This is a genomic window from Halomonas smyrnensis AAD6 (assembly GCF_000265245.1).
GTDB classification, from domain to species: domain Bacteria; phylum Pseudomonadota; class Gammaproteobacteria; order Pseudomonadales; family Halomonadaceae; genus Halomonas; species Halomonas smyrnensis.
This window is the reverse complement of the sequence record NZ_AJKS02000004.1, coordinates 147,366-172,940: the sequence shown is the minus strand read 5'-3', so window position 1 is coordinate 172,940 and position 25,575 is coordinate 147,366. Positions and strand designations below refer to the sequence as shown.

Annotated in this window: 26 protein-coding genes and 1 pseudogene; 9 read left to right on the top strand and 18 right to left on the bottom strand. The window is 66.8% G+C overall.

Features of this window, described 5'->3' with window-relative positions; all coding sequences use genetic code 11:
* Positions 1-33 precede the first annotated feature (33 nt).
* The 4 genes from UYS_RS0206435 to araD are packed head-to-tail and all read right to left on the bottom strand — an operon-like array spanning position 34 to position 4,337.
* On the bottom strand, positions 34-915 hold the full coding sequence (locus UYS_RS0206435; RefSeq protein WP_026068394.1) for an SMP-30/gluconolactonase/LRE family protein: 882 nt from the start codon (positions 913-915) through the stop codon (positions 34-36).
* Positions 912-1,796 carry an aldose 1-epimerase gene (locus tag UYS_RS17030; protein WP_051008811.1) on the bottom strand — a complete coding sequence of 295 codons (885 nt, stop codon included), beginning with the start codon at positions 1,794-1,796 and terminating at the stop codon, positions 912-914. Before UYS_RS17030 ends, UYS_RS0206435 begins: the two co-directional genes overlap by 4 nt.
* 2 nt (positions 1,797-1,798) lie before the next feature.
* On the bottom strand, positions 1,799-2,596 hold the full coding sequence (locus UYS_RS0206425; protein ID WP_016854682.1) for an HpcH/HpaI aldolase family protein: 798 nt from the start codon (positions 2,594-2,596) through the stop codon (positions 1,799-1,801).
* Between the two features lie 10 nt (positions 2,597-2,606).
* Positions 2,607-4,337 carry an L-arabinonate dehydratase gene (gene araD, locus UYS_RS0206420; protein ID WP_026068393.1) on the bottom strand — a complete coding sequence of 577 codons (1,731 nt, stop codon included), beginning with the start codon at positions 4,335-4,337 and terminating at the stop codon, positions 2,607-2,609.
* Between the two features lie 346 nt (positions 4,338-4,683).
* Here araD and UYS_RS0206415 point away from each other — a divergent pair, with 346 nt between their 5' ends.
* From UYS_RS0206415 to UYS_RS0206400, 4 genes are all read left to right on the top strand, one after another.
* Positions 4,684-5,241 (top strand): TRAP transporter small permease, encoded by a 558-nt coding sequence (locus UYS_RS0206415; RefSeq protein WP_016854680.1) that lies wholly within the window; start codon positions 4,684-4,686, stop codon positions 5,239-5,241.
* Positions 5,242-5,243: 2 nt separating this feature from the next.
* Complete coding sequence (locus tag UYS_RS0206410) at positions 5,244-6,533, top strand: TRAP transporter large permease (RefSeq protein ID WP_016854679.1); 1,290 nt, start codon at positions 5,244-5,246, stop codon at positions 6,531-6,533.
* A 46-nt stretch (positions 6,534-6,579) separates the two neighbouring features.
* Positions 6,580-7,650, top strand: a complete 1,071-nt coding sequence (locus UYS_RS0206405) for a TRAP transporter substrate-binding protein (protein ID WP_016854678.1) — start codon at positions 6,580-6,582, stop codon at positions 7,648-7,650.
* A 187-nt stretch (positions 7,651-7,837) separates the two neighbouring features.
* Positions 7,838-8,902: an endonuclease/exonuclease/phosphatase family protein gene (locus UYS_RS0206400; RefSeq protein WP_026068392.1), complete on the top strand. Its 1,065-nt coding sequence runs from the start codon at positions 7,838-7,840 to the stop codon at positions 8,900-8,902.
* A 24-nt stretch (positions 8,903-8,926) separates the two neighbouring features.
* On the opposite strand, the gene UYS_RS0206395 is transcribed toward UYS_RS0206400, so the two are convergent.
* Complete coding sequence (locus UYS_RS0206395; RefSeq protein ID WP_016854676.1) at positions 8,927-10,306, bottom strand: class II fumarate hydratase; 1,380 nt, start codon at positions 10,304-10,306, stop codon at positions 8,927-8,929.
* A gap of 199 nt (positions 10,307-10,505) precedes the next feature.
* Between UYS_RS0206395 and UYS_RS0206390 the strand changes: the two genes are divergently transcribed.
* Together UYS_RS0206390 and UYS_RS0206385 are read left to right on the top strand one after the other, a co-directional pair.
* Positions 10,506-10,874 carry a phasin family protein gene (locus UYS_RS0206390; RefSeq protein WP_016854675.1) on the top strand — a complete coding sequence of 123 codons (369 nt, stop codon included), beginning with the start codon at positions 10,506-10,508 and terminating at the stop codon, positions 10,872-10,874.
* Between the two features lie 112 nt (positions 10,875-10,986).
* On the top strand, positions 10,987-11,583 hold the full coding sequence (locus UYS_RS0206385) for a hypothetical protein (RefSeq protein ID WP_237738428.1): 597 nt from the start codon (positions 10,987-10,989) through the stop codon (positions 11,581-11,583).
* Positions 11,584-11,649: 66 nt separating this feature from the next.
* On the opposite strand, the gene hda is transcribed toward UYS_RS0206385, so the two are convergent.
* On the bottom strand, positions 11,650-12,351 hold the full coding sequence (hda, locus tag UYS_RS0206380; RefSeq protein ID WP_016854673.1) for a DnaA regulatory inactivator Hda: 702 nt from the start codon (positions 12,349-12,351) through the stop codon (positions 11,650-11,652).
* Complete coding sequence (locus tag UYS_RS0206375) at positions 12,348-13,424, bottom strand: AI-2E family transporter (RefSeq protein WP_016854672.1); 1,077 nt, start codon at positions 13,422-13,424, stop codon at positions 12,348-12,350. Before UYS_RS0206375 ends, hda begins: the two co-directional genes overlap by 4 nt.
* 141 nt (positions 13,425-13,565) lie before the next feature.
* Here UYS_RS0206375 and purM point away from each other — a divergent pair, with 141 nt between their 5' ends.
* Together purM and purN are read left to right on the top strand one after the other, a co-directional pair.
* Complete coding sequence (gene purM / locus UYS_RS0206370; protein WP_016854671.1) at positions 13,566-14,639, top strand: phosphoribosylformylglycinamidine cyclo-ligase; 1,074 nt, start codon at positions 13,566-13,568, stop codon at positions 14,637-14,639.
* Entirely contained in the window at positions 14,636-15,376 is a 741-nt protein-coding gene (gene purN, locus UYS_RS0206365) for a phosphoribosylglycinamide formyltransferase (RefSeq protein ID WP_016854670.1), read from the top strand. The genes purM and purN overlap by 4 nt, the downstream gene beginning before the upstream one ends.
* 200 nt (positions 15,377-15,576) lie before the next feature.
* On the opposite strand, the gene dcd is transcribed toward purN, so the two are convergent.
* Positions 15,577-16,143, bottom strand: coding sequence for a dCTP deaminase (dcd, locus tag UYS_RS0206360; protein ID WP_016854669.1), 567 nt, complete (start codon positions 16,141-16,143; stop codon positions 15,577-15,579).
* A gap of 91 nt (positions 16,144-16,234) precedes the next feature.
* On the bottom strand, positions 16,235-17,038 hold the full coding sequence (gene apbC, locus UYS_RS17025; protein ID WP_237738431.1) for an iron-sulfur cluster carrier protein ApbC: 804 nt from the start codon (positions 17,036-17,038) through the stop codon (positions 16,235-16,237).
* Between the two features lie 192 nt (positions 17,039-17,230).
* Here apbC and UYS_RS0206350 point away from each other — a divergent pair, with 192 nt between their 5' ends.
* Complete coding sequence (locus tag UYS_RS0206350; protein ID WP_051008810.1) at positions 17,231-18,163, top strand: YihY/virulence factor BrkB family protein; 933 nt, start codon at positions 17,231-17,233, stop codon at positions 18,161-18,163.
* Between the two features lie 27 nt (positions 18,164-18,190).
* Here UYS_RS0206350 and UYS_RS0206345 read toward each other — a convergent pair whose 3' ends face one another.
* The 9 genes and pseudogenes from UYS_RS0206345 to ureA all read right to left on the bottom strand — a co-directional run bounded on the left by UYS_RS0206345 (position 18,191) and on the right by ureA (position 25,520).
* Complete coding sequence (locus UYS_RS0206345; RefSeq protein ID WP_016854666.1) at positions 18,191-18,418, bottom strand: lipopolysaccharide assembly protein LapA domain-containing protein; 228 nt, start codon at positions 18,416-18,418, stop codon at positions 18,191-18,193.
* 89 nt (positions 18,419-18,507) lie between these two features.
* Entirely contained in the window at positions 18,508-19,932 is a 1,425-nt protein-coding gene (locus UYS_RS0206340) for a phospholipase D family protein (RefSeq protein ID WP_016854665.1), read from the bottom strand.
* A gap of 213 nt (positions 19,933-20,145) precedes the next feature.
* On the bottom strand, positions 20,146-20,739 hold the full coding sequence (locus UYS_RS0206335) for a HupE/UreJ family protein (RefSeq protein WP_016854664.1): 594 nt from the start codon (positions 20,737-20,739) through the stop codon (positions 20,146-20,148).
* 32 nt (positions 20,740-20,771) lie between these two features.
* Positions 20,772-21,407 (bottom strand): urease accessory protein UreG, encoded by a 636-nt coding sequence (gene ureG, locus UYS_RS0206330; RefSeq protein ID WP_016854663.1) that lies wholly within the window; start codon positions 21,405-21,407, stop codon positions 20,772-20,774.
* A 225-nt stretch (positions 21,408-21,632) separates the two neighbouring features.
* On the bottom strand, positions 21,633-22,316 hold the full coding sequence (locus UYS_RS0206325) for an urease accessory protein UreF (protein ID WP_202802772.1): 684 nt from the start codon (positions 22,314-22,316) through the stop codon (positions 21,633-21,635).
* Positions 22,306-22,809 carry an urease accessory protein UreE gene (gene ureE, locus UYS_RS0206320; protein ID WP_016854661.1) on the bottom strand — a complete coding sequence of 168 codons (504 nt, stop codon included), beginning with the start codon at positions 22,807-22,809 and terminating at the stop codon, positions 22,306-22,308. The genes UYS_RS0206325 and ureE overlap by 11 nt, the downstream gene beginning before the upstream one ends.
* 154 nt (positions 22,810-22,963) lie before the next feature.
* Positions 22,964-24,697 (bottom strand): urease subunit alpha, encoded by a 1,734-nt coding sequence (gene ureC, locus UYS_RS0206315; protein ID WP_016854660.1) that lies wholly within the window; start codon positions 24,695-24,697, stop codon positions 22,964-22,966.
* Between the two features lie 152 nt (positions 24,698-24,849).
* A pseudogene (locus tag UYS_RS17020) lies at positions 24,850-25,152 on the bottom strand (urease subunit beta); the annotation flags it as partial.
* A gap of 65 nt (positions 25,153-25,217) precedes the next feature.
* The gene (gene ureA / locus UYS_RS0206305) at positions 25,218-25,520 is read right to left on the bottom strand and encodes an urease subunit gamma (protein ID WP_016854658.1); all 303 of its coding nucleotides are present in this window, start codon (positions 25,518-25,520) and stop codon (positions 25,218-25,220) included.
* Positions 25,521-25,575: the final 55 nt, after the last annotated feature.

The window sequence follows — 25,575 nt, the reverse complement described above, 5'->3', positions numbered from 1 at the left end:
GGGCTCCTGTTGAGTCTTGAAAGTGAACCGGCGTCAGCCGGCAAAGAGCGGTTCGGGACGTCCAGCAACCTCGGTGCGCATGGCAAAGAGATCTCCGGACTGCGGATAGGCCGACAACTCCTCGGCCGGCCGGCCATGCCGGGCACTGGTCACGTAGAGAGTCTTGAGATCCGCCCCGCCGAAGGCGCACATGGTCGGGCAGCGTGCCGGGACTGGGTACTCGGCGACGATCTCGCCCGCGGGAGAAAGACGCACCACTCTCCCCCCCTCGAACAGGGCCGACCAGTAATAGCCTTCACTGTCGACGGCCGCCCCGTCCGGGCGTCCATTGCCGAAAGGAAACTGATGAAACACTTCCCGGGACCCAACTAACTCGCCGCTTCGTGGATCCAACGGATAGCGGTAGATGACATGGTTAGGAGTGTCGGAGTGATAGGCCCATTGACGATCCGGGCTGAAGGCCACGCCATTTGACACCAGCACCTCGCCGGCCAAACGTTGGCAACTCAGGTCGGGCGCCACCCGGTAAAGGCTGGCCAGGGGGGCGTCGCGGGGCTCATGGATCGTGCCGGCCCAGAAGCCGCCCCAGGGATCCACGCGGCCGTCATTGAAACGGCTGATGGACGTGTCGCTGACGGGCCTTGCCAGGCAAGTTTGAGGGCGAGCCTGCTCATCGAGCAGCCACAGGCCGGAACGCAGCCCCGCGATGAAGCCGCCCTGCCGACGACGCCCAATGCAGCCGATGTGCTCGGGCAGCGGATAGGCAACGTTCTCGCCGGTTCCAGGATCGAACCGGTTCAAACTCGGTGCTTCGATATCCACCCAGTAGAGCACGCCTTCCTCAGAAGCCCAGAGCGGACACTCGCCCAGTGCCGCCTGGGCCGTCAGCACAGTGCGAAATGGAGAATGATTCATGGTGTGATCTCGCCAGTCAGGTGAATATGGCCGGTCAGGCGCTCGCCAGGCGGCAGTCGTCGCATACCCGCGGCGACCGGGTCGGCCATGTTGAGCGCATCGTTGGCATGGCTCACCGGCTCGATGCCGACGAAGTCACGCCCAGCCGGGGTGAACACCACCAGATGAGAGAAGGCCTCGGATGCCGTCATGCTGATGGCGATGCCGCGCGAGGGCCAGGCCAGATCGACCCTGCTGTCCCAGGTCGTGAAGCAGTGATCCAGCGTCGCCGGGCCAGGCGGGCGGCGCTTGTCGAAATCCCACTCGGCCGGCACATCGACATGCGTGCGGGGGAGCTGGCGATCATCGTTCAGCCACACACCCTTGCAGCGAAAGGCCATGTCGAGCCCTTCCCGAAGGAAGTAAGGGTGCCAGCCGATGCCTGCCGGCATGTCACGCTCATCGAGATTCTCGACCTCGAGGGTCAACGTCGCGTCGAGGCCGTTAAGCCTCCAGATCTGCCGCAGCCGGCAGCGCCACGGCCAGTCGGTGTCTGCGGGATGATCGAGCACTAGGCTCGCGCTGCCCGGATCGCTCGCCTGCACCGTCCAGCCACGCTGCCAGGCAAAACCGTGAAGGCTGTGAGGGTGGTCGCCGAAGTTCCGGGCCAGCCGGATGGGACTGCCATCCCAGGGGAAGCGAGCATCGGCGATGCGATTGGAATATGGCGCCAGCATGTAGCCACCGCTGTGTCGCACCGCCTTCGCGTCCTCGGACAGCTCCGCGCCAAGGGGACGCAGCACGTCGCGCCCCACCAAGCTCAGGCGCGACACGGCTCCGCCGATAGAGGGCACAAGGGCCAGCTCCCAGAACGATGACGACAGCGTGAGGGGCTCAGCCATGCTTAATAAACACCGCTGTTCTCAGTGGTTGCGGTCTCACCGTGCAGAACAGCGAGGTACTCCTGGGCACGAGACATCATCAAGCTCATGTCGGAGCCAATGGCCACAAAACCGAAGCCCTTGGCGATGTAGTCACCGACCAGCTCGGGGTCGGCGCCAACGATGCCACATGGCATCTTGCGAGCCCGGCAAGCATCGAGGGCATCCCCGATCATGCCCTGCACCTCGGGATGACGAATGTCACCGATATACCCCATGGCGGCCGACAGGTCCCCCGGGCCTATGAATAGGGCATCAACGCCTTCCACATCCGCAATCTCCGGCAGGGCCGCTATGGCCTCTGGCGTCTCGAGCTGAAGCACGACACCGATCTCGCGGTCGGCCTCATGCAGATAGCGCTTGACGGTGCCGTAGCGGCTGGCCCGATGCACGGCCGCCACGCCACGGAAACCACGACCAGGGTAGCGAGTGGAGGCCACCGCTTGACGTGCTTCTTCGACGCTCTGGATGTAGGGGAACATCAGGGTCTGCGCACCGCTGTCAAGCACTCGCTTGACCATGACCGGATCGTTCCAGGGTAGTCGCACTACCAATTCCGCCGGGGTTCCCGCCACGGCCTGCATGATGGCGATGGCCTGGGGCACGTCTACCGGCACGTGCTCCATGTCGAGCATCACGTAATCGAAGCCAGCGAAACCGATCGCCTCTGCCACATTGGGGCTGGCGGTCATCAGCCAAGTGCCTACCGGCACCTTGGACCCGCCCAGCCACTGCTTGAAACGGTTCACGGGAAGCGTCATGTCATCCACCTCAAAAGATTTCGGGTTCGTCTTGTCGCTGACCGCTCTGCAGGATGTCGAAATCGCATCCCTGGTCGGCCTGGGTCACATGTTCCTGAAAGATCGCGGTGTAACCGCGATCGATTCGTGGACTTCGGGCTCGCCAGGCCGCGCGTCTGGCGTCGAGCTCATCAGGCGTGACACATAGTTCGAGACGGCGGGCCTCGACATCCAGCTCGATTTCATCACCATCGTGAACCAGGGCCAGGGGACCACCCACGGCCGATTCAGGCGCCACATGCAGTACACAGGTGCCATAGTGGGTGCCGCTCATGCGCGCATCAGAAATCCGCAGCATGTCTCGCACGCCCTGGGCCAGGAGCTTCTTGGGAATAGGCAGCGCCCCCCATTCCGGCATGCCCGGCGCCCCCTTGGGCCCGGCATTGCGCAGCACCAGCACGGAATCGGCCGTGATCTCCAGCTCGGGGTCATCGATGCGTGCCACCAGGTCGGCATGGTTATCGAAGACCACGGCACGACCACGGTGTCTGGCCAGATCGGGGTTCGCGGCACTGGCCTTGATGACCGCACCGCTCGGGGCCAGGTTACCGCGCAGCACGGCCAGTGCGGCCCCGGGGGTAACCGGCTTGTCAAAGGGACGAATGACATCGTCGTTGTAGCATTCCGCGTTGGCGACCCACTCGCCGAGGGATCGGCCCGAGATGCCACCGACATCCAGCGACAGATGGCTGCCCAGGCGCTGAAGCAGCGCAGGAAGACCACCCGCGTAGTAGAAATCCTCCATCAGATACTCGCCCGAAGGAAAGATATTGGCGAGCACTGGAATCTGCCGGGCCACGGCATCCAAGTCATCCAGCGAGAGCTCGACATTGGCACGGCGGGCAAGGGCGATCAGATGGACGGCGGCATTGGTGGACCCTCCCATGGCCATGTAGCAGCGGGCACCATTGAGAAAACTCTCACGCGTCAGGAACGTGGAGGGCTTGAGGTCCTGCCAGATCATCTCGACGATGCGCGAGCCGCATTCGGACGCCATACGAGTGTGGCCGGAATCCGCCGCCGGGATGCTGGAAGCTCCAGGCAGGGTCAGGCCCATGGCATCGACGATGGAGGTCATGGTAGAGGCCGTGCCCATGGTGTTGCAGGTCCCGTTGGAACGCGTCATACGCGACTCGAGATCCACCCACTCGTCCTGGGTGATATTACCGCTGCGCAGTTCATCCCAATACTTGCGTGTGTGGGTGCCGGCCCCGAGGGTCTTGCCCTTCCACTTGCCATTGAGCATCGGCCCGGCCGGGCAGAAGATCGCCGGAATATCCATGCTGATGGCTCCCATCAGCAGCCCGGGGGTGGTCTTATCACATCCCCCCAGCATGACCACGCCATCGATCGGGTGCGACCTCAGCAGCTCCTCGGCCTCCATCGCCAGGAAGTTGCGATACAGCATGGTGGTGGGCTTGACCATTACCTCGCCGAGCGACATGGCGGGCAACTCAACCGGGAAGCCGCCAGCGGCCCAAACCGCGCGCTTGACGGCTTCCGCCCGATCCCGCAGATGGGCATGACAAGGACTCAGATCACTCCAGGTATTGAGGATGCCAACCACCGGCTTGTCCATGAACTCCTCACGACGCAGCCCCATCTGTTGCGTACGCTGCCGATGTGCAAAACCGCGCATGTCCGGGGAGCTGTACCAGCGCTGGCTGCGCAATTGGTCAATGGTGCGTCGGTCCTTGTTCATCTTTTTGCCTCTCGGTTATTCGCCATGGCCGGCACGGCGATCAAAATCGTAGCGCTACGAAATATTGTGCCAGCCCAGGGTCGCTGTCAACTCAACGCCACTAGGCAACGCAAGCCACTAATGCCAACGTATTGAAAATTCATAAAATGTTGAAAAATTAATACTTTAGTTGAACATTTGTGGCGATTTTTCCGCCTTTGGTCGGCTTGACACTCCTAGGGGGCAAATCTACTATTTCGTAGCGCTGCGAAGACGGATGCCGCGGCGATCCGAACACGGACAATAAACACGCGACCGCCGCTGGACGTAACTTCCATCCGGCAAGAGCGGCTCCCGGAGACAAAGCATGCCAACGCTCGTATCCCTCCTCGATCGCCTCAACCGACAGACGACGCGCTGGGCCGGTTACACGGCGACGCTGCTGCTGGCCGCCATGCTGGTTGTGATGATCGTGCACGTCATCTATCGATATGCCCTGGGAAACAGTTTCGGTTGGACCGAGGAACTATCCCGCTACATGATGGTGTGGATGGCTTTCCTGTTTTTTCCAGCGGCCCACAAGAAAGGCCTCAACGTCAGCCTCGACCTATGTACCGATTTTTTTCGAGGCTCGCGCCCCTGGCTGCTACTCCAGGTACTGATCGAGGCCGCCATTCTCGCCACGCTGATCTGGTGCATCCAGCTCGGGTTCGACCGTATCGAGCGCGGCGCCACCACTCATAGCCTGTCGCTGGGCATCCCCATGGCCCAGGTCTACTACGTGCTACCGATCAGCTTCGCACTCACCGCGCTATGTTCGCTGGAGCGGCTCCTGCGCGCGACCCTGTCCCTGATCTCACCCAAGGCAGCAACCAAGCTTGCAGCGCTCGATCAGGATCTCGACCACCACCAGGCGGGGGCCTGATCATGACATTCGCCTATCTCTGGATCTTCGCGGGTCTGCTCATCATCGGCATGCCGATCGTCTTCCTGATGCTGATAGCACCGGGCATTAGCCTGTTGCTGGAAGGCAAGGTTATGTTCCTGGATCTGCTCTTCCAACGCCTTTTCGCGGGCATCGACAGCTTCCCACTAATGGCACTGCCCTTCTTCATCCTGGCCGGCGAGCTGATGACGGCAGGTGGGGTGACCTCCAGGATCGTGCGTTTTGCCGAAACCCTGATCGGCCATCGTCGTGCCGGACTGGGGCAGGTATCCGTCTCTTCCTCGCTGATGCTCGCAGGCGGTTCAGGCTCGGCGGTCGCGGACGCCTCGGCGTTAGGCTCGGTGATGATCCCGGCCATGAAGTCCTCGGGTTACACCAATCGCTTCTCGGCAGCAGTGACGGCGGCATCGGCCGTGATTGCCAGCATCATTCCGCCAAGCGGCATCTTCATCCTCTATGCCTTCATCATGAACGTGTCCGTCGCGGGGATGTTTGCCGGCGGCATCGTGCCGGGCATCCTGATTGGCGTGGGTCTCATGATCACCATCTCCGTGATGACGCGTTTCAAGGAATTCCCGGAGCCATTGCCCAAAGCCAGCTGGAACGAGAAGTGGAAAGCGTTCGTCGCCGCCTTCATGCCCCTGCTGACGCCGGTGATTCTGATTGGTGGCATCGTGGGCGGTATCTTCACCCCCACGGAGGGTGCCGCCATCGCCGCCTTCTACGCCTTGATTCTTGGCCTGTTCGTCACGCGTGACCTCAAGTTGGGTGATCTGCCGAGGCTCTTCGGCAAGGCAGCGCTTAGCTCGGCCGTGGTCCTGCTGCTGGTCGGTGCCGCGGTAGCCTTCGCCTCGCTGGTCAGCCTCAAGGGAACCCCTCAGCTTGTCAGCGGATTCATCCTGGGCATCACCGACGACCCGGCCCTGCTGTTCTTCCTGGTGGTGATTTTCCTGCTGGGTATCGGCACCATCATGGATGCCGGACCCGCCATCCTGATCCTTGGCCCGATCCTGTCACCGGTCATGATCAGTGTCGGCGTCGATCCCATTCACTTCGCCGTCGTCATGAGCGTGACGCTGATCATGGGTCTTATCACTCCACCCATGGGTCTGGTGCTGTTTGTCGTCGGCAGTATCAGCAACGAGAAAATTGAAAAGATTGCCTGGGAAATGCTGCCGCTTTTCCTGGTAGAGATCGGCATTCTTTTCGCTTTGGTTTATGTGCCGGACCTGGTACTCGCCCTGCCGCGCGCCTTCGGTTACGTCGCATAAGCGCCTCGTCAACGCCACTCATCAAGTGAAAATAAAGGTCAAAACAATGAAAATCTCGAGCTTCAAGCCATCCCGCATCGCCAGCGCCGTCCTCTTTGCCTCCACCCTCGGCGCGGCCTCCATGGCACAGGCGGTAGACCTGAATCTGGTACTGCTGGCCAACGAGCAGGACGAAGAATACGACGCCGCACTGGTCTTCGAGAACTACGTCGAGAGCCGCACCGACGGAGAAGTCAACGTCAACATTTTCGTCGGCCCACAGCTTTGCGGTTCAGCGAATGAATGTTTCGAAGCCATGCAGGCCGGCATCGTCGACCTTTTCACGGCGACGGCAGGTGGCGTGGCCGGTATCTATCCGCCGATCCAGGGCATGGATATCCCCTACACATTCCCGGACGACCGCACCGCCATGGGTATGCTGTCGGATCCGCAGCTCACCGACTACCTGCGCGGCGAGATTCTCGAGTCGACCGGCAACGGGATCCGACTCATGACCATGACCCAGACCGGTGGCTGGCGTAACTTTGCCAATGCCGAACACGAGATTCGCTCACCGGCCGACGTGGAAGGGCTGCGATTCCGCACCATCGAATCGGAAATCCAGCAGCGCCTGGTCCGCGAAATGGGTGGCTCCCCGACCCCCCTGCCCTGGCTGGAGGTATACACGGGGCTGCAGACCGGCGTGGTTGACGGCACGAAAAACTCGATCTCCGACATCACCAACATGAACTTCCAGGAAGTCCTCCAGTACATCACCTTGGACGGTCATGCCTATATGGCCTCCATGTGGTTGATGGGGAATCAGAAGTTCGAATCCCTGAGTCCTGAACAGCAGCGCATCGTAGCCGATGCCTCCGCGCTGATGGGCGTGGTGCAGTTCGGCATGCAGCCGCGCAAGGAGCTCGAGGCCTACGCGGCATGGCAAGAATCGGGGGGGGAGCTCTACACGCCGACCGAGGAGGAGATGGAACAATTCAGAAGCTATGCGGCGCCCATTAAGGACTGGTATCTGGAACAGTATGGCGAGCAGGGTCAGGAATTCTTGACCGAGCTCGAGGCTGCTCGAGACCGAGCCGCAGAGCGGGTTGAAACAGACCGCGAATCTGCCCTGCGCTGAGCCAGCGCCCAAGACCATCACACAAAGCTCCGCAGATTCCGGGCGACGCCTCTGCATCGCCCGGATGCGTGATACTCCCTCTCACTGCCCTCGCGATCGATCGCCTTAGCCCTTACCCTCGAACGACGGGCGTGACGGACGGCGCCTATCATGGACCGACGCGAGGTAGAGTGAGATGCTCGATGGGATACTCGGATGGCTGCTCGGCGGGATCGCCGTTCTAGTGCTGCTGGCCAGCCTGATCGCCCGGGTGCCCGGGCACTGGTGGTGGCTGAGGGCCTGCGAGTTCCCGCGCCTGCAGATCGGCCTCGCCGGCGCCGCCTGCGCGCTGGCCTCGCCGCTGGCCGATGCGGCCATGACGCCCTGGATCGCCGCCACGGGCGTCACCGTGCTCGCCATCCAGCTGCGCTACATCCTACCCTGGACACCGCTGTGGCCGGTGCAGGTGAAGCGCGCCCGGAACGACCGCCCGGATCGCTGCCTGACGCTGCTGGTCGCCAACGTGCTGACCCCCAACCGCGACAGCGATGCCCTGCTCGCGATCATCCGCGAGCAGGACCCCGACCTGATCCTGACCCTCGAATCCGACGCCTGGTGGGGCGAGCGCCTCGACGAGGGGCTAGGCGATGACTGGCCGCATGCGGTACGCGTGCCGCTGGACAACCTCTACGGCATGCACCTCTATTCCCGCAGGCCGCTGGTCGACCCGAAGGTCAAGTGGCTGATCCAGGACGACATCCCCTCGATCCACTGCGGCATCGAGCTCGAGAGCGGCGATCATATCCGCTTCCACGCCTTGCACCCGCGACCGCCGGCGCCCAGCGAGAGCGAGGAGTCGCTGTGGCGGGACGGCGAGCTGATGCTGGTGGCCAAGCTCATCCATCAGGACCCGGTGCCCACCGTGGTGGCGGGCGATCTCAACGACGTGGCCTGGTCGCGCAGCACCCGGCTGTTCTGCCGGGTCAGCGGCATGCTCGACCCGCGCCGCGGCCGAGGCATGTTCAGCACCTTCCATGCCCAGCACGCGCTGCTGCGCTGGCCGCTGGATCACGTCTTCGCCAGCGAGCATTTCACTCTCGGGCGCATGCGCCGCCTGCCGTCTTTCGGCTCGGACCATTTCCCGATCCTGACCACGCTGTGCTATCGCCCCGCCCGCGCCGACGAGCACGAGAATCCGACGGCGACCACAGACGAGCATCGCGACGCGGTGGAGACCGTCGAGGAGGCTCGGGAGCGCGAGCAGGACGACTGACGCCCCCGGCCATCTCGCCGAGGCCTAGCCCGGGATGCCGCCTCGGGTGAGCCCGGCCGGATCCAGCAGCCGCTCGAGCTCCTCGCGGCCGAGATCGGTCTCCTCGTCGGCCACGTCGATGATCGGCCGCCCCGCCTGGTAGGCCTTCTTGGCGATGGCCGCCGCGGCGTCGTAGCCGATCACCGAGTTCAGCGCGGTCACCAGGATCGGATTGCGCGACAGCGGCTCGCTCAGGTGATCCTCGCGCACCTTGAAGGTGGCGATGGCGCGGTCGGCCAGCAGCCAGGCGGCGTTGCGCATCAGGGTGATCGAATCCAGCAGGTTATACGCCACCAGCGGCAGCATGACGTTGAGCTGGAAGTTGCCGCTCTGCCCCGCCACCGTCACCGCGGCATCGTGGCCGATCACCTGGGCGGCGGCCTGGGCGGCCGACTCGGGAATCACCGGATTGACCTTGCCCGGCATGATCGAGCTGCCCGGCTGCAGCGCCTCGAGCTCGATCTCGCCGAGCCCCGCCAGCGGCCCGGAGTTCATCCAGCGCAGGTCGTTGGCGATCTTCATGATCGTGCAGGCCAGCGCCTTGAGCTGGCCGGACAGCTCCACCGCCGCATCCTGACTGCCGAGGCTGGCGAAGAAGCTGTCATTGGGCGAAAGCGACAGCCCGGTCTGCCGGCCGAGCTCTTGGGCCATCCGGCTGGCGAACTCGGGATGAGCGTTGATGCCGGTGCCCACCGCGGTGCCGCCCTGGGCCAGCCGGCACAGTCGCCCCATGGCATCGTCGAAGCGCTCGATGGCCTGGCCGACCTGGCTCGACCAGCCGCCGAGCTCCTGGCTCAGGCGCAGCGGCATGGCATCCATCAGGTGGGTACGGCCGGTCTTGACCACGTCGTCCAACGCCTCGGCGCGCACGTCGATGGTGCCGCGCAGGTGCACCAGCGCCGGGCGCAGCTCGCAGGCCACGCCCAGCGCCGCCGAGAGATGCAGCGCGGTGGGAACGACGTCGTTACTCGACTGGCCCATGTTGACGTGGTCGTTGGGCCCCACGTCCAGGCCGTCGCGGCTGGCCAGGTGGGCGATCACCTCGTTGACGTTCATGTTGCTGGAGGTGCCGGAGCCGGTCTGGAAGACATCCACCGGGAACTGGTCGTCGTGGTCGCCGGCGATCACCGCCTCGGCGGCCACCTCGATGGCCTCGGCCCGGGCCGCGTCCAGCAGCCCCAGGTCGCGATTGACCCGGGCCGCCGCCAGCTTGATGCGGGCGATGGCATGAATGAAGCCCGTGGGCATCGCCTGGCCGGATACCGGGAAGTTGTTCACCGCCCGCTGGGTCTGGGCGCCGTAGAGGGCATCGGCCGGGACCTCCAGTTCGCCCATGCTGTCGCGCTCGATGCGGTGCTCGCTCATGTTCGCCTCCTGGCTGATGGTCTCCTGTCACCATGGTGGCGCACCCGCCGGCTTGCAAGACGCCGACAGGGCGAAAAGCCGAATCGAGGATGTTGCACTGCACAAAAGGCGCTGCTATTGTGCATTGCAACAGAGGAGAGAAGGCGGCGGCATCCAGCCCAGGCCTTCGCAACGTGCGCCATCACAGGAGGCGAAGACGATGCAAAACTTCGATACCAAGCAGTTCACCGAACAGTTCGAATCCATGTTCTTCGGCCCGGCCCGTGCCTATGCCAGCCTGTCCGTGGACTACGCCGAGAAGCTGACCAACGCCCAGCTCGAGGCCGGCCGCGCCTATACCGAAACCGGCATGGCCCAGCTTCGCGCCCTGCTCGACGTCAAGGATGCCGAAGGCCTGCGCAGCTACATGGAAGGCCAGCAGAAGGTCGCCAAGGACCTGACCGAGCGCATGAAGGGCGACGCCGAGAAGGTCGTCTCCCTGCAGCAGGACTTCGTCCAGCAGAGCCAGAAGCTGACCGAAGAGAACGTCAAGCAGGCCACCGAGACCGCGACCAAGGCCGCCAAGTAAGCCCAGCGGTCCAGGCAGTCTCTCGGGGCCACCGCCATCGGCGGTGGCCCTTTCGTTGTGCATATGCGTTAAGCTCTTCCCCGCACAGGGCCAACCCTCACGGGAGAGTGCGATGAAGAGTGCGACGACCAGTACGATGAACCGCGTGGCGACACGCGCCCTGCGATCCGCCGGTCTGCCCATCCTGACGGGCCTGATCCTCACCGGCTGCCAGCTGCTGCCGCCCGACGGCGCCACGCGACGCGGCCCCGCCGAGGTGATCGACATCGGCGGCGAGGCCCCCGGCACGACAACGACGTCCCGGGGCCGCGTGCCGCGTCAGGTGTCCTTCCCCGCCGACGAATACGCCGCCCTGGAGAAGACCGGCAGCGCCGCGCTCAGCGGCCGGCTGACCCTGAACACCGCCTCGGGCACCGTGGTCGGCCGCGGCGAGACCGTCTCGGTAGCGCCGATCACCACCTACTCCGCCGAGGCCGCCGAACAGGCGCTGGCCGGACGCGCGGTGGAGCCCGCCGATCCGCGGGCCCGGGCCTACACCCACACCACCCGCACCGACGGCGACGGCTACTTCGTGCTGCGCGGCCTGCCGTCTGGCAGCTTCTATGTCTCGAGCAGCGTGGTCGATCCCGCGAGCGGCCAACGCCGGGTGATCATCCACCAAGTGTCACTCTCCGACGGCCGGCGTCACGAGGTGCAGCTGAGCCGCTGAGAGGGACGCCAGGCGAGGCGCCGAGAAAACAAGGCAGGAACGCCGGCCCGGGCGAGCCGGCGCGGACTACCAGCCCAGCGCCTGCTTGACGAACGGTATGGTCAGTTTGCGCTGGGCCGAGAGCGAGGCCTGGTCGAGGGTTTCCAGGGCGTCGAACAGCGCATCGAGCTTGCGCGGGCCGCGGTGCAGGATATAGCGCGCCACCTCGTCCGGCAGCTGCATGCCGCGCACCCGCGCCCGCAGCTGCAGGGCGGCCAGTCGATCATCGTCGCCCAGTCCCTGAACGTGGAAGGTCATGCCCCAAGTCAGCCGCGAGGCCAGGTCGGGCAGCTTCACCGCCAGCTGACGCGGCGGCGCCTCGGCGGCGATCACCAGCCGCTTGCCCTCGTCGCGCAGGCGATTGAAGGCGTGGAACAGCGCCTCCTCCCAGCGCTTTCGCCCCACCACGCGGTCGATGTCATCGATGGCGACCAGATCGAGCCGCTCCACTTCCTCCAGCATCAGCGGCGGAAAGTGACCGAGCTCCTCCAGCGGCAGGTAGAGCGCGCGACGGTCGCGATCCGAGGCGGCGTGACAGGCGGCCTGCAGCAGGTGGCTGCGGCCCACGCCCTCGCCGCCCCACAGATAGAGGAAGGGCTCGCCGTCGTCGTCCAGCTGCCGCTTCAGTCGATCGACCAGAGTGGCGCTGGGGCCGGGATGGAAGTTGGCGAAGGTGGCGTCGTCACGCAGCCCCACGCCCAGCGGGAGCTGCGCGGGTGCTCGACTCATGTTGACTCCTCGTCCTGGGGGCTGCGTCCCGCGTCATAAAGTGTGCTGTTTTTATAATGCTCGTGAAGATAACGCAACACTACCATCACCACGGCGGCCACCGGCAGCGCCAGCAGGATGCCGGTGAAGCCGAACAGCTGGCCGCCGGCCAGCACGGCGAAGATCACCGCCACCGGATGCAGGCCGATCTTGTCGCCGAGCAGCTTGGGCTGCAGCACGGTGCTCTCGACCAGCTGGCCGAAGCCGAAGACCCCGGCCACGGCCAGCAGGATCAGCCAGTCGCCGAACTGGAAGAAGGCCACCAGGCCGGCGACGCCGATGCCGACGATCACCCCGAGATAGGGCACGATGCTGGCCAGCCCCGACAGCAGGCCGATCAGCAGCCCGAACTTGAGCCCCAGCAGGGTCAGGCCGACGGCATAGATGACGCCCAGACACAGCATCACGATCAGCTGGCCGCGCAGGAAGGCCGACAGCACCTCGTCGCACTCGCCGCCCAGGCGCGCCGCCGCCGGCTCCCACTGGCGCGGCAGCGACCCACGCAGCTTGGCCACCAGCACGTCCCAGTCGAGCAGCAGATAGAAGGTCACCACCGGAATCAGCGCCAGATTGCCGACCCAGGCCGCCAGCGCCAGACCCGACTGGGACACCTTGGCCAGCAGGGTCGCGGCCACGGTGCCCGTCTCGCGCCAATTGTCGAGCAGCGCCCGGCGCAGCTGGTCGAAGTCGGTGCCCAGATCGATGCCGGTCAGGCGGCGGATCTCGGGCAGCACCGTGGCCTGCACCCAGTCCAGGGCCGTCGGCAGCAGCTGGGCCAGCTGGCCGATCTGGCGGCCCAGCAGCGGAATCACCAGCAGCAGCGTCAGCACGATGACGAGCGTCAGCAGCAGGAACACCAGCGACACCGACAGTCGCCGCGACAGCCCCTTCTCCTCCAGCCGGTCGGCCAGCGGATCGCCGAGATAGGCCAGCACCGCGCTGATGAAAAACGGCATCAGCACCGGTTCGATGCTGATGAAGAACCACAGCCCCAGCGCCGCCGTGACGGCCAGGACCCACCCCTGTCTGCGCATCTCGCTCTCCCTGTGTGATGCCCGGCACGGCGGTGCGAGCCGTGCTCCGTGATGCTACAATTCACGCCCCATCTTGCCCAGCCCGGCGGCGCCGACAGCGCCAAGGGCATTATTGACCGCAATGTTCATACAGGACAGGCCATGACCGATTCCACCAACCGCCCGAGCGGCGCCTCCCTCAGCTACAAGGACGCCGGCGTCGACATCGATGCCGGCAACGCGCTGGTCGACCGCATCAAGGGCGTCGCCAAGCGCACCAGCCGCCCCGAGGTGATGGGCGGCCTGGGCGGCTTCGGCGCCCTGTGCCAGTTGCCCAGCGGCTACCGCGAGCCGGTGCTGGTCACCGGCACCGACGGTGTCGGCACCAAGCTGCGCCTGGCCATGGACCTGGGCCGCCACGACACCATCGGCATCGACCTGGTGGCGATGTGCGTCAACGATCTGGTGGTGGCCGGCGCCGAGCCGCTGATGTTTCTCGACTACTATGCCACGGGCAAGCTCGACGTGGACATCGCCGCCGACGTGGTGAGCGGCATCGGCACCGGCTGCGAGCAGGCCGGCTGCGCCCTGGTGGGCGGCGAGACCGCCGAGATGCCCGGCATGTACGAGGGCAACGACTACGACCTGGCCGGTTTCTGCGTCGGCGTGGTCGAGAAGGACGAGATCCTCGACGGCAGCCAGGTCGCCGAGGGCGACGTGCTGCTGGGCATGGCCTCCTCCGGCCCCCACTCCAACGGCTACTCGCTGATCCGCAAGATCCTCGAGGTCTCCGACGCCTCCCTGGACACCGCCATCGACGGCAAGCCGCTGGGCGAGGCGCTGCTCGCGCCGACGCGCATCTATGTCAAGCCGCTGCTGTCGCTGATCAAGGAAACCGACGTGCCGGTGCACGCCCTGTCGCACATCACCGGCGGCGGCCTGACCGAGAACCTGCCGCGCGTGCTGCCCGAGGGCGCCGCCGCCCGCGTCGACGTGGCCAGCTGGGAACGCCCGGCGGTCTTCGACTGGCTGCAGCAGCAGGGCAACGTCGAGGAAAACGAGATGTACCGCGTGCTCAACTGCGGCATCGGCATGGTCATCGCAGTGCCGGCCGACAAGGCCGACCAGGCCCGCGCCCACCTGCAGGGCCTCGGTGAGACGGTCTACCGCATCGGCGAGATCGTCGCCCGCGGTGACGACGAGGAGGTCGTCCAGCTGGAGAACCTGAAGGGATGAGCGAGAACGACTACAGCAGCGATACCCTGCAGGACTTCACCCCCGAGCCCGCCGAGGCTCGGCGGGTGGTGGTGCTGATCTCCGGCAACGGCAGCAACCTCCAGGCGCTGATCGACGAGCAGGTCCACGACCGCCTGGGCGGCGAGATCGTCGCGGTGATCTCCAACCAGGCCGACGCCTACGGCCTGCAGCGCGCCCGTGAGGCCGGCATCGACGCCGTCGCCCTGCCCCATCGCGAATACGACAGCCGCGAGGCCTACGACGGCGCCCTGATCAAGGTCATCGAGCGTCACGAGCCCGACCTGGTGGTGCTGGCCGGCTTCATGCGCATCCTGACGCCGCGCTTCGTGCAGCGTTTCCTGGGCCGGCTGATCAACATCCATCCGTCCCTGCTGCCGGCCTACCAGGGCCTGCACACCCACGCCCGGGCGCTGGCCGACGGCGTCGCCGAGCACGGCTGCAGCGTGCACTACGTCACCGAAGAGCTCGACGGCGGCCCGGTGCTGCTCCAGGCGGCGGTCGAGGTTGCCGACGGCGAGACCGAGGAAAGCCTCAAGGACAAGGTCCACGCCCGCGAGCACCTGATCTACCCGATCGCCGTGAAGTGGTGCCTGGAGGGTCGCCTGCAGTTCGGCGAAGGCGGCGCACGCTTCGACGGCATGCCGCTGCCGGAACAGGGCCTGCGCATGTCCCACGCCGACGCGGCCGAGGAGCTGGACGAGGATATCGAGGAGTAAGCTGCAAGCTGCAAGCTGCAAGCTGCAAGCTGCAAGCTGCAAGCTGCAAGCTGCAAGCTGCAAGCTGCAAGCTGCAAGTCGATAGCCTGATATCGCCCAGAGAAACAGAAAACCCCGAAGGCTCAACCTTCGGGGTTTTCTTGTAGCTTGGCGCTTCTAGCTTGGCGCTTGTAGCTCGGCGCTTTCCGTCTAACCGGTGCTCAGGTCCGCGGCAGGGTCACGCCTCTCTGCCCCATATACTTGCCGCCGCGGTCCTTGTAGGAGGTCGCGCAGACCTCGTCGGACTCCAGGAACAGCATCTGGGCCACGCCCTCGTTGGCGTAGATCTTGGCCGGCAGGTTGGTGGTGTTGGAGAACTCCAGGGTCACGTGCCCTTCCCACTCCGGCTCCAGTGGCGTGACGTTGACGATGATGCCGCAGCGGGCATAGGTCGACTTGCCTAGGCAGATGGTCAGCACGCTGCGCGGAATGCGGAAGTACTCCACGGTGCGCGCCAGGGCGAAGGAATTGGGCGGGATCACGCAGACGTCGCCCTTGACGTCGACGAAGCTGTTGTCGTCGAAGCCCTTGGGGTCCACCACCGCCGAGTGGATGTTGGTGAACACCTTGAACTCGTCGGCGCAGCGCACGTCGTAGCCGTAGCTGGACGTCCCGTAGGAGATCACCCGCCGGTCGTTCACATAGCGCACCTGGTCGGCCTCGAAAGGCTCGATCATGCCTTCCCGCTCGGCCATGCGGCGGATCCAGTGGTCGGATTTGATGCTCATGGGTCGTCCTGCTGGGTGGAATCGAAACGAATAGGGGCCGCCATGATAGCGGCCCCGGGAGCGGGCGTCACGGTTCTCGCCGCCGGCGGGCTCAGTCGCTGAACGAGATCGCCGGGCCCGTGTCGGACGAGGCGCCCTCGAGCTGCTCGGCCACCTGACGGGCCATGGCGCGGAAGCTGGCGGTGACCTCGCCGTCCGGCTCGGCGACCACGGTGGGCGCGCCGCCGTCGGCCTGCTCGCGGATCGACAGCGTCAGCGGCAGCTGGCCCAGCACGCGGGTGTCGTATTCTTCGGCGATGCGCTCGCCGCCGCCCTCGCCGAAGATCGGCTCGCTGTGACCGCAGCTCGAGCAGACGTGCAGGCTCATGTTCTCCACCACGCCGAACACCGGCACGTTGACCTTGCGGAACATCTCGATGCCCTTGCGCGCGTCCAGCAGGGCGATGTCCTGGGGCGTGGTGACGATCACCGCGCCGCCCACCGGCACCTTCTGAGCCAGTGTCAGCTGGATGTCGCCGGTGCCCGGGGGCATGTCGACGAACAGCACGTCCAGCTCGTCCCACACGGTCTGGGTCAGCAGCTGCTGGAAGGCGCCGGCGACCATCGGGCCGCGCCAGACGGTGGGCTCGCGGGTATCGATCAAAAACGCCATGGACATCACCTGCAGGCCGTGGGCCCGCATCGGCTTCATGGTCTTCTCGCCCGCCGCTTCGGGGCGTGCGCCCTCGGCCACGCCGAGCATCTTGGCCTGGCTGGGGCCGTGGATATCGGCGTCCAGAACGCCCACGCGATAGCCCTCGGCGGCCATGGCCAGCGCCAGGTTGGCGGTGACGGTGGACTTGCCCACTCCGCCCTTGCCGGACGCCACGGCGACGATGTGCTTGACCCCTTCGATCACGACTTGCTCCTTACCTCGGTTGGGATGGCCGCCCGGGCGGCTCAGGCCGTCAGTATACCCGCCGTCCCGGCGGCCGGTGAATGCCATCCCGCTGCTTCAGGACGACATCGAGCGAAGGCGGCACGGGATTGACGCCAACGCCGTCGAGCGGCCTATCATGCCGTCAGACTTCCTCGACCCGGCCCCGCCATGACACCGCCTCCCGCCAGCGCCACTTCGTCGTCTCGCCATTTTCGCCACACCCGGCGGGTACTGAGCTTCGTCTGGCGCGTGCTCTGCGCCTTCCTGCGCAATCGCGGCATCCTGCTGGCCGGCGGCGTGGGCTACAACATCCTGCTGTCGGTGGTGCCGCTGTTCGCGGTGATGGTGGTCCTGCTCGCGCGAGTGGTCGACGAGCAGCAGCTGCTCACCCTGCTGGCCATCCAGGCGCGCCACCTGACGCCCGCCCACGCCGAGGTGCTGCTCGACGCCGTGCGCTCGCTGCTCGACTCGCGGGAGGCGATCGGCATTCTGGGCCTGCCGGTGCTGCTGGTGTTCAGCTCCTTCGCCTTTCGCATGCTGGAGGACGCCCTGGCGATCATCTTCCATGCCCCCGACGCCCACGTCGGGCGCTCGGCCTGGGTCTCGGTGCTGATGCCCTACGCCTTCATGGTGGTGCTGGGCGCGGGGCTGATGGGCCTGACGCTGCTGGTCAGCCTGGCGGATGCGGTCAATACGCTGTGGATGGCGCTGCTGGGCCAGGAGCTGCCCCTGGCGGGGCTCTCGAACACGGCGCTGAACCTGACCAGCTTCGCCGGCGTGTTCCTGCTGTTCAGCGCCATCTACAAGGTGATGCCGGTGGTCAAGGTGGCGCTCAGGCGCGCCCTGGTGGGCGGCTTCGTCGCCGCCCTGCTGTGGGAAGGCGCCCGGCTGCTGCTGATCTACTACTTCGCCCACCTGTCGTTCGTCAACGCCGTCTACGGCTCGCTGGCGACGCTGATCGTGGTGCTGCTGACCCTGGAAGTGGGCGCCATCATCCTACTGCTCGGCGCCCAGGTGATCGCCGAGCTGGAGCGCAACGCCCGCCTGGGCCTGCCGTGGCATCTGGACTCACGGCATCAGGCGGTCACCCACGTCGAGTAGTGGATGACCGCCCGAACCTCCGGCGACTCAGCGGTGCTTGGCATGCCCCTGCTGGCCGCGCAGGCGCCGCACCAGCCCCATCAGGCTGCGCCCGCTGACCATGCCGAGCAGGTAGAGAGCCGCGATCAGCAGCGCCAGCGGTATCGAGAAGCTCCAGGTCAGCAGGCGCACCTGGACCAGATTCAGATTCTGCACGATCAGTATCACCACCAGCGCCAGCAGCACCAGTTTCACGCCTAGCCAGAACCGTTCCATGCCCTTTCTCCCTTGTCATCTCGGATCGCCCACAGGCAGCTTAAAGCTGGTCGGCGGCGGCGAGGCTGTCAAAGCCGAATGGCCAACGTTCAGAACGTCGAGAGCCCCGTGGCCTCCATCACCCGGTAGCGCCAATGATCCACCGCCCCGGCGGCATCGGACGCGGCATAGGCTCGGCTGGTGGTGCGTTCCGGCGTGGAGTGCCAGCGGCGGGCGAAGAACGCCTCGGCGTCGGCCAGCGCCGGCAGGCTCGGCGGGCCCAGCAGCCGCACGCTGGTTTCCAGGTTCAGATCGTCGAGGTTGCGGCGGGTGAAGTTGGCCGAGCCCAGGATCAGTTCGCTCTCGCCGCCATCGGCGGGCCGGCGCATCAGCAGCTTGGTGTGGCACTGCTCGCCGCGGGTGGCGCACCAGCGCACCCCGATGCCGGCCGCCACCAGCTCGTCGGCCACCGGCCGATTGGGAATGCCGCCCTTGTCGAGGCCGAAGGCCTCGCGGTTGGGATCGAGCAGCACCCGCACCTCGGCGCCTCGCCGACGCGCCGCGATCAGCGCCTCGATCAGCTCGCGATGGGCCAGATAGAACACCGCCACGTCGAGGCGATCGCCCTCCCCGGCCCGCTCCACGGCGGTGACCAACGCATCGCGGATCGCGCCCTCGGTCAGCAGCTGCAGGCGGGCGCCGGGCGGGCCGTCCTCGGCGGGCGGCGGCGCGGGCCCGGGCACGGTGACGCCGGACCAGCCCGCCACCGCGCGCTCCGAGGCCAGCAGATCGAGGGCCGCCGCGCCCTCGACGCGCAGCGCCATGTTGCCGTGCAGGCTGCTGGCATCGTGGGGATTGGCCGAGGTCACCAGCCCCGCCCAGCCGTCGCCCTGGTCCACCACCAGCGTCTTGCGATGGTTGGCCTTGACGTTGGCCAGCGCCAGATAGCTGCGCAGGGTGACCTCCCCCGGCCCCAGGGCATTGGGCAGCCAGCCGGCGGACGCCTGATTGCCGAGCCAGCGTGGCCCCAGATGCCACAGCCCCGACCACAGCGGGTTGGAGGCCCGCAGCCGATTCAGATCGGTGATCGCCACCTCCACGCCGGCGTCGCGCAGGCGCTCGAGGTGGTCGAGTTCGAGCCCGCCGTAGAGCGTATTCAGCGGATCGGTGATCAGGATGGCGCGCAGCTCGGGATGACGGCGCCGCTGGCGGACCAGCGCCTCGGTGAGCTCCTCGGACAGCGGGCGGAAGTCGACCCCCTCGGCCGCCCCGGCGAAGTCGTTGAACAGGAACATGTCGACCACCACCAGGCGCCGCGCCTGGCCGATCATCGCCAGCGCCTCGTCGAAGATCGCCTGGCGACGATGGCGCTCGCCCGCGGCGTCATACCAGGTCTCGTCGGTCAGCAGCCGCGGCGATTCGGCCACGCGCAGCGGATGGGCCTGGCCGACGCCCTCCGGCAGCGGCTTGTAGCGCTGCCAGGCGCCCATGGCCAGCCACGCCAGCAACAGCCCACCGAGCCACCATGACCACATCCGTCGACTCCTCGTCCCGCGTCTCATGTCGCGCCTCCCTGGCAGCCACCGAGGGCACCATCGGCCCCGCTCATCGACGCCAGCATAGCGTGGGACCGGCCTCGACGCAGCGCCCCTCACTTCAGCGCGCCGGACACCGCGCTCCTGGCACAAGAGTCCTAACGCAGCGTGCCCGGCACGAGGCCGGGCGCGAGGACATCCTGCGGCGAGCGATCAGCCGATGGCGAACAGCGCGCCCATGGCGGCGATGGCCGCGCCCAGGCCGCGCAGCACCCGCTGCTCGCGGGTCATCAGCCAGCCGGCGACGCGGCGGCCGGCAACGGTCAGGCCCAGGGTCGCCAGGCTGAAGCCGGCCAGGTACAGCAGGGTGCTGGCCCCGTGGGGCATCTCGGCGGCGTGGGCATGGCCGTGGAAGACCATGAAGGCGACCACGGCGACGCTGCCCAGCGCCGCGGGCACGCGGGCCAGGGCCGCGACCAGCACGCCGGCCAGCAGCACGCTCATGGCGATGCCGAACTCCACGCCCGGAAGCGCCACGCCGGCCCAGGCCAGGCCGGCGCCGAGCAGCATGCCGCCCACCGCCAGCAGCGGCACGAAGCGACCCATCGCGGCCGACTGACGCACGCTGAACAGGCCGACGGCCAGCATCGCCAGCAGGTGATCGAGGCCGAACAGCGGGTGGCCGAGGCCCGCCGCGAAGCCGCCGCCGGCGACCTCGTGACCGGGATGGGCCCAGGCGCTGCCGGCCACCAGCATCAGGGAGGCGGCGCCCAGGGCGCGCGAGCGAACGAGGGACGAGAGGTTCATGGCGTTCTCCTTGCCGTGATGAGTAGAGGGATTCAGTCGGCGTCGGCGTGCTGGGCCCGGCGCTCCGGCAGCATGCCGCGGTCGAGGATGAAGGCGATGATCTCCTCGAGTCCCACCCCGTCGTGCAGGTTGGTGAACACGAAGGGCCGCTCGCCGCGCATCATCTTCGAATCGCGCTCCATCACCGCGAGCGAGGCGTGGACCTGCTCGGCGATGTCGATCTTGTTGATGATCAACAGATCCGACTTGGTGATGCCAGGCCCGCCCTTGCGCGGGATCTTGTCGCCGGCGGAGACGTCGATCACGTACAGCGTCAGATCCGAGAGCTCGGGGCTGAAGGTCGCCGACAGGTTGTCGCCGCCGGACTCGACCAGCACCAGCTCGAGCCTGGGGTGGCGCGCCTGGAGGTCGTCGATGGCGGCGAGGTTCATCGAGGCGTCCTCGCGGATGGCGGTGTGCGGGCAGCCGCCGGTCTCGACGCCGAGGATGCGATCCGCCGGCAGCGCCTCGTGGCGGGTCAGGAAGTCGGCGTCCTCGCGGGTGTAGATATCGTTGGTGACCACGGCGATGTCGTAGTGATCACGCAGGGCCCGGCACAGCTGCTTGAGCAGCGCCGTCTTGCCGGAGCCCACCGGGCCGCCGACGCCGATACGCAGGCAATGGGTCATGTATCTCTCCTCTTACTATTACTGAATCTGTTTTCAGTGCCGGCGACGCGCTGGATTCACCACGCCACGCGGCCGAAACCCTGGCCCTCCGGCCGGCCTCTCGCGGTCGGAAAGACGGCACATCCCTGTGCCTTGCTTTCCTCGGCCTTCTTCCCTGAAGGCCGACCGCGTCGTCTCGGCCCTCGCGCCAGCGGCCACGCAAGGTGGTTCACCAGCGGTCGCCTGTTAGCTGCGGAACAGTCGCGAGTACTGGGTCTCGTGCTGGGCGCTGGCCAGCGCCAGGCCGGGCAGCATCGGCCCGAGTTGGTCGTCGTCATACTCGAGGGCCGCGTCCGTCGCCGCCACCAGCGCCGGGCGCAGGCGCTCGATCAGGCGCTGGGCGGCGGTGTGGCCGAGCGGCAGCGCCTTGCAGGCCACGGCGAGCTGGTTCTCGAGCCAGGCCCAGGAGAAGCCGAGCAGCGCCTGGCGCGGCGTCACGCCCCGGGCCAGCGCCAGCCAGGCGAAGACGCCGACATAGCCCATGCCATCCAGACGCGACGGCTCGGCCGGCGTCAGCCCGAGGCTCGTGACCAGCCGCGTCAGGGCGCTGCCGAGGCGCGTCTCCTCGGCGGCCAGTTCGGCGGTCTCGCGGGTGGCGGCGAGCCAGCCGTTCCAGTGCTCGAGCGCCTCGACGTCGTCCTCGGCCCAGGCCGCCATGAAGCGCGCCAGGGCCGGCAGCTCGCAGCGTGCCAGGCCGTCGTCGAGCACGCCTTCCAGCCACTCGCCGAGATCGTCCTCGCCGCGCACCCAGTCGAGCTCGAAGGCGCTTTCCAGGCCCTGGGACCAGGCGAAGGCGCCGATCGGCAGCGCCGGACTGACCAGCTGCAGCAGCCCGAGCAGCGCCAGATCGTCGCTCGACTCAATGGGCATGGTCATGACCGTGATGGTGGCCGTGATGATGGTGATGGCCGCCCTCCCCGGCGCGGGCATAGGCGCCGGGCTCGGGATCGAAGGGCGCGTCGTGGTGCTCGAGCCGCGCGCCCAGGCGCTCGGCCAGCGCCTCCAGCACGTGATCCGGCGGGAAGCGGACCCAGCCGATGCCATCGCCATCGACCCCGATGGCGAGCTGCACGTGGCGGTTGCCCAGGTGATAGCTCAGCCGCGCCAGCGGCAGGCCGGCCTCGAGGCGCGCGGTGACCACCGGCTCCACCGCGGCCTGGACGCGGATGGTCTGGCCGTCCTCGCCGGTCAGCCCGTCGCCGTGGCGCAGCACCGGCCCGCGGTCGAGGAAAACCCCGACCTCTCGGCCGCCATCGGAGCTGGCCTTGAAGCGCCCGCGGGTGCGGGTCGTGTAGTCGAGGGTCAGGGTGTCGACGGCGGCGCTCGCCTCGATCGGCCCCAGGCGTTCGGTCAATGTCAGCATTGATGTCATCTCGTTGAAATATCTCGCGGCTGTCCCGGGCGCAGGCCTGCGCGAGGACGCGGTGAAGTCATCCCTGGACGCTCCTTTTGCCATCCATGGCAAAAGAGCCTCGCTACGCCCTGCCCCCGGCGCCGCTCGTCTTGATGGTCATCGCTCAAAACAGGTGATAGCGCTGGGCCAGGGGCAGCTCGGCCAGCGGCTCGCAGGTCAGGAGCTCGCCATCGCAGCGCACCTCGTAGGTCTGCGGGTCGACGCTGAGCTCGGGGCAGGCGTCGTTGAGCTTCATGTCGCCCTTGCGCACCTCGCGCACGTTCCTGCAGGCCACCAGCTCGCTGTCGAGCCCCAGCCGCTCCTTGATGCCAGCCTCCAGCGCCGCCTGGCTGACGAAGGTCACCCGAGTGGCGCTCGCGGCGCGACCGAAGGCGCCGAACATCGGCCGGTAGTGCACCGGCTGCGGGGTCGGAATCGAGGCGTTGGGATCGCCCATCGGCGCGGCGGCGATCATGCCGCCCTTGAGGATCAGCGCCGGCTTGACGCCGAAGAAGGCCGGGTCCCACAGCACCAGGTCGGCCAGCTTGCCGACCTCCACCGAGCCCACCTCGTGGCCGATGCCATGGGTGATGGCCGGGTTGATGGTGGTCTTGGCGATATAGCGCTTGGCGCGGAAGTTGTCGGCGCCCAGCGCCTCGTCCTCGGGCAGCAGGCCACGCTGCAGCTTCATCTTGTGGGCGGTCTGCCAGGTGCGGCAGATCACCTCGCCGACCCGCCCCATGGCCTGGGAGTCCGAGGCGATCATCGAGATCCCCCCCAGGTCGTGGAGGATGTCCTCGGCGGCGATGGTCTCGCGGCGAATGCGCGAGTCGGCGAAGGCCACGTCCTCGGGGATGTTCGGGTCGAGGTGGTGACACACCATCAGCATGTCGAGATGCTCGTCGATGGTGTTAACGGTATAAGGCCGGGTCGGGTTGGTCGACGACGGCAGCACGTAGGGCTTGGCGCAGGCGGTCAGGATGTCCGGCGCGTGGCCGCCCCCGGCGCCCTCGGTGTGATAGGTGTGGATGGCGCGTTCCTTGAACGCCCCCAGGGTGTCCTCGACGAAGCCCGACTCGTTGAGAGTGTCGGTGTGGATGGCGATCTGCACGTCATAGCGCTCGGCCACCGACAGGCAGGTATCGATGGAGGCCGGCGTGGTGCCCCAGTCCTCGTGCAGCTTGAGGCCCATGGCGCCGGCCTCGAGCTGGACCTCCAGCGCCTCGGGCAGGCTGGCGTTGCCCTTGCCGAGCAGGCCGATGTTCATCGGCAGGGTATCGATCGCCTGCAGCATCTTGCCCAGGTGCCAGGCGCCCGGGGTGCAGGTGGTGGCGTTCGAGCCGGTGGCGGGGCCGGTGCCGCCGCCGAGCATGGTGGTCACGCCGCTGGCCAGCGCCTCCTCCACCTGCTGCGGGCAGATGAAGTGGATGTGCGCGTCGATGTGGCCGGCGGTGAGGATCTTGCCCTCGCCCGCGATCACCTCGGTGCCGGGGCCGACGACGATCTCCACATCGGGCTGGGTGTCCGGGTTGCCGGCCTTGCCGATGGCCGCGATGCGCCCGCCCCGGAGGCCCACGTCGGCCTTGACGATACCCCACCAGTCGAGGATCAGGGTGTTGGTGATGACGGTGTCCATGACCGCGTCGTCGACGCGCTGGCTCTGGCCCATGCCGTCGCGGATCACCTTGCCGCCGCCGAACTTCACCTCGTCGCCGTAATGGGTCGCGTCGCGCTCGACCTCGATCCAAAGCTCGGTGTCGCCCAGGCGCACGCGGTCGCCCACCGTGGGGCCGTACATGTCGGCATAGGCCCGGCGACTGATCTTGCTGGGGGTGGTGTTGGGCGTATTATCCGTCATGACGACTCTCCTTGATCGGCATCGCGGGATGACGAAGGACGCGCAGCCTCGGGCGCGGTAGATCGGGTACGCGCGTCGTCGGGCGCGGCAGAGGCATTACGCTCGGCTTCGGGAGCGGTAGAAGCATTACGCTCGGCTTCGGGAGCGATAGAAAGCGCCCCCATGACGTCGCCACGGAAGCCGTAGATGCGCCGATGGCCGACGAACGGGATCAGCGTCACCTCGCGCGACTGGCCGGGCTCTAAGCGGATCGCCGTGCCCGCGGCCACGTCGAGGCGCCGGCCGCGTGCCAGGTCCCGATCGAAGACCAGTGCCGGGTTGGCCTCGGCGAAGTGATAGTGGGAACCGATCTGCACCGGGCGGTCGCCGGTGTTGGCCACCTCGAGGGTGATGCGTTCACGTCCCTCGCAGAGCGCGATCTCGCCGTCCTGAAGCCGATATTCACCGGGAATCATCGATGCTCCCTCTTCGTTATTGGCGGTTATCCCATTGACGAAAGACTGATCGAGTGCCGCCAGTTTTAGACGATGGGGTGATGGATGGTGACCAGCTTGGTCCCGTCGGGGAACGTCGCCTCCACCTGCACTTCGTCGACCATCTCGGCCACGCCCTCCATGACGTCGTCGCGACCGAGGATCTCGCGTCCCGCGCCCATCAGCTCGGCGACGCTCCTGCCGTCGCGGGCACCCTCCATGATCTCGCAGCTGATCAGCGCCACGGCCTCCGGATAGTTCAGCTTCAGGCCGCGGTCGCGGCGCCGCTCGGCCAGCAGGCCGGCGGTGAACAGCAGCAGCTTGTCCTTGTCTCTCGGGGTCAGTTCCATCGCGGTCACTCCCTCGCCATAGCGTGATCGTTCGATGCCGGGGCGTGGCGGGCCA

Excerpts from the sequence above, each read along its gene's own strand:
- UYS_RS0206435 (WP_026068394.1), bottom strand. The coding sequence starts at position 915 with ATGAATCATTCTCCATTTCGCACTGTGCTGACGGCCCAGGCGGCACTG.
- UYS_RS17030 (WP_051008811.1), bottom strand. The coding sequence starts at position 1,796 with ATGGCTGAGCCCCTCACGCTGTCGTCATCGTTCTGGGAGCTGGCCCTT.
- UYS_RS0206425 (WP_016854682.1), bottom strand. The coding sequence starts at position 2,596 with ATGACGCTTCCCGTGAACCGTTTCAAGCAGTGGCTGGGCGGGTCCAAG.
- araD (WP_026068393.1), bottom strand. The coding sequence starts at position 4,337 with ATGAACAAGGACCGACGCACCATTGACCAATTGCGCAGCCAGCGCTGG.
- UYS_RS0206415 (WP_016854680.1), top strand. The coding sequence starts at position 4,684 with ATGCCAACGCTCGTATCCCTCCTCGATCGCCTCAACCGACAGACGACG.
- UYS_RS0206410 (WP_016854679.1), top strand. The coding sequence starts at position 5,244 with ATGACATTCGCCTATCTCTGGATCTTCGCGGGTCTGCTCATCATCGGC.
- UYS_RS0206405 (WP_016854678.1), top strand. The coding sequence starts at position 6,580 with ATGAAAATCTCGAGCTTCAAGCCATCCCGCATCGCCAGCGCCGTCCTC.
- UYS_RS0206395 (WP_016854676.1), bottom strand. The coding sequence starts at position 10,306 with ATGAGCGAGCACCGCATCGAGCGCGACAGCATGGGCGAACTGGAGGTC.
- UYS_RS0206390 (WP_016854675.1), top strand. The coding sequence starts at position 10,506 with ATGCAAAACTTCGATACCAAGCAGTTCACCGAACAGTTCGAATCCATG.
- UYS_RS0206385 (WP_237738428.1), top strand. The coding sequence starts at position 10,987 with ATGAAGAGTGCGACGACCAGTACGATGAACCGCGTGGCGACACGCGCC.
- hda (WP_016854673.1), bottom strand. The coding sequence starts at position 12,351 with ATGAGTCGAGCACCCGCGCAGCTCCCGCTGGGCGTGGGGCTGCGTGAC.
- UYS_RS0206375 (WP_016854672.1), bottom strand. The coding sequence starts at position 13,424 with ATGCGCAGACAGGGGTGGGTCCTGGCCGTCACGGCGGCGCTGGGGCTG.
- purM (WP_016854671.1), top strand. The coding sequence starts at position 13,566 with ATGACCGATTCCACCAACCGCCCGAGCGGCGCCTCCCTCAGCTACAAG.
- purN (WP_016854670.1), top strand. The coding sequence starts at position 14,636 with ATGAGCGAGAACGACTACAGCAGCGATACCCTGCAGGACTTCACCCCC.
- dcd (WP_016854669.1), bottom strand. The coding sequence starts at position 16,143 with ATGAGCATCAAATCCGACCACTGGATCCGCCGCATGGCCGAGCGGGAA.
- UYS_RS0206350 (WP_051008810.1), top strand. The coding sequence starts at position 17,231 with ATGACACCGCCTCCCGCCAGCGCCACTTCGTCGTCTCGCCATTTTCGC.
- UYS_RS0206345 (WP_016854666.1), bottom strand. The coding sequence starts at position 18,418 with ATGGAACGGTTCTGGCTAGGCGTGAAACTGGTGCTGCTGGCGCTGGTG.
- UYS_RS0206340 (WP_016854665.1), bottom strand. The coding sequence starts at position 19,932 with ATGTGGTCATGGTGGCTCGGTGGGCTGTTGCTGGCGTGGCTGGCCATG.
- UYS_RS0206335 (WP_016854664.1), bottom strand. The coding sequence starts at position 20,739 with ATGAACCTCTCGTCCCTCGTTCGCTCGCGCGCCCTGGGCGCCGCCTCC.
- ureG (WP_016854663.1), bottom strand. The coding sequence starts at position 21,407 with ATGACCCATTGCCTGCGTATCGGCGTCGGCGGCCCGGTGGGCTCCGGC.
- UYS_RS0206325 (WP_202802772.1), bottom strand. The coding sequence starts at position 22,316 with ATGCCCATTGAGTCGAGCGACGATCTGGCGCTGCTCGGGCTGCTGCAG.
- ureE (WP_016854661.1), bottom strand. The coding sequence starts at position 22,809 with ATGCTGACATTGACCGAACGCCTGGGGCCGATCGAGGCGAGCGCCGCC.
- ureC (WP_016854660.1), bottom strand. The coding sequence starts at position 24,697 with ATGACGGATAATACGCCCAACACCACCCCCAGCAAGATCAGTCGCCGG.
- ureA (WP_016854658.1), bottom strand. The coding sequence starts at position 25,520 with ATGGAACTGACCCCGAGAGACAAGGACAAGCTGCTGCTGTTCACCGCC.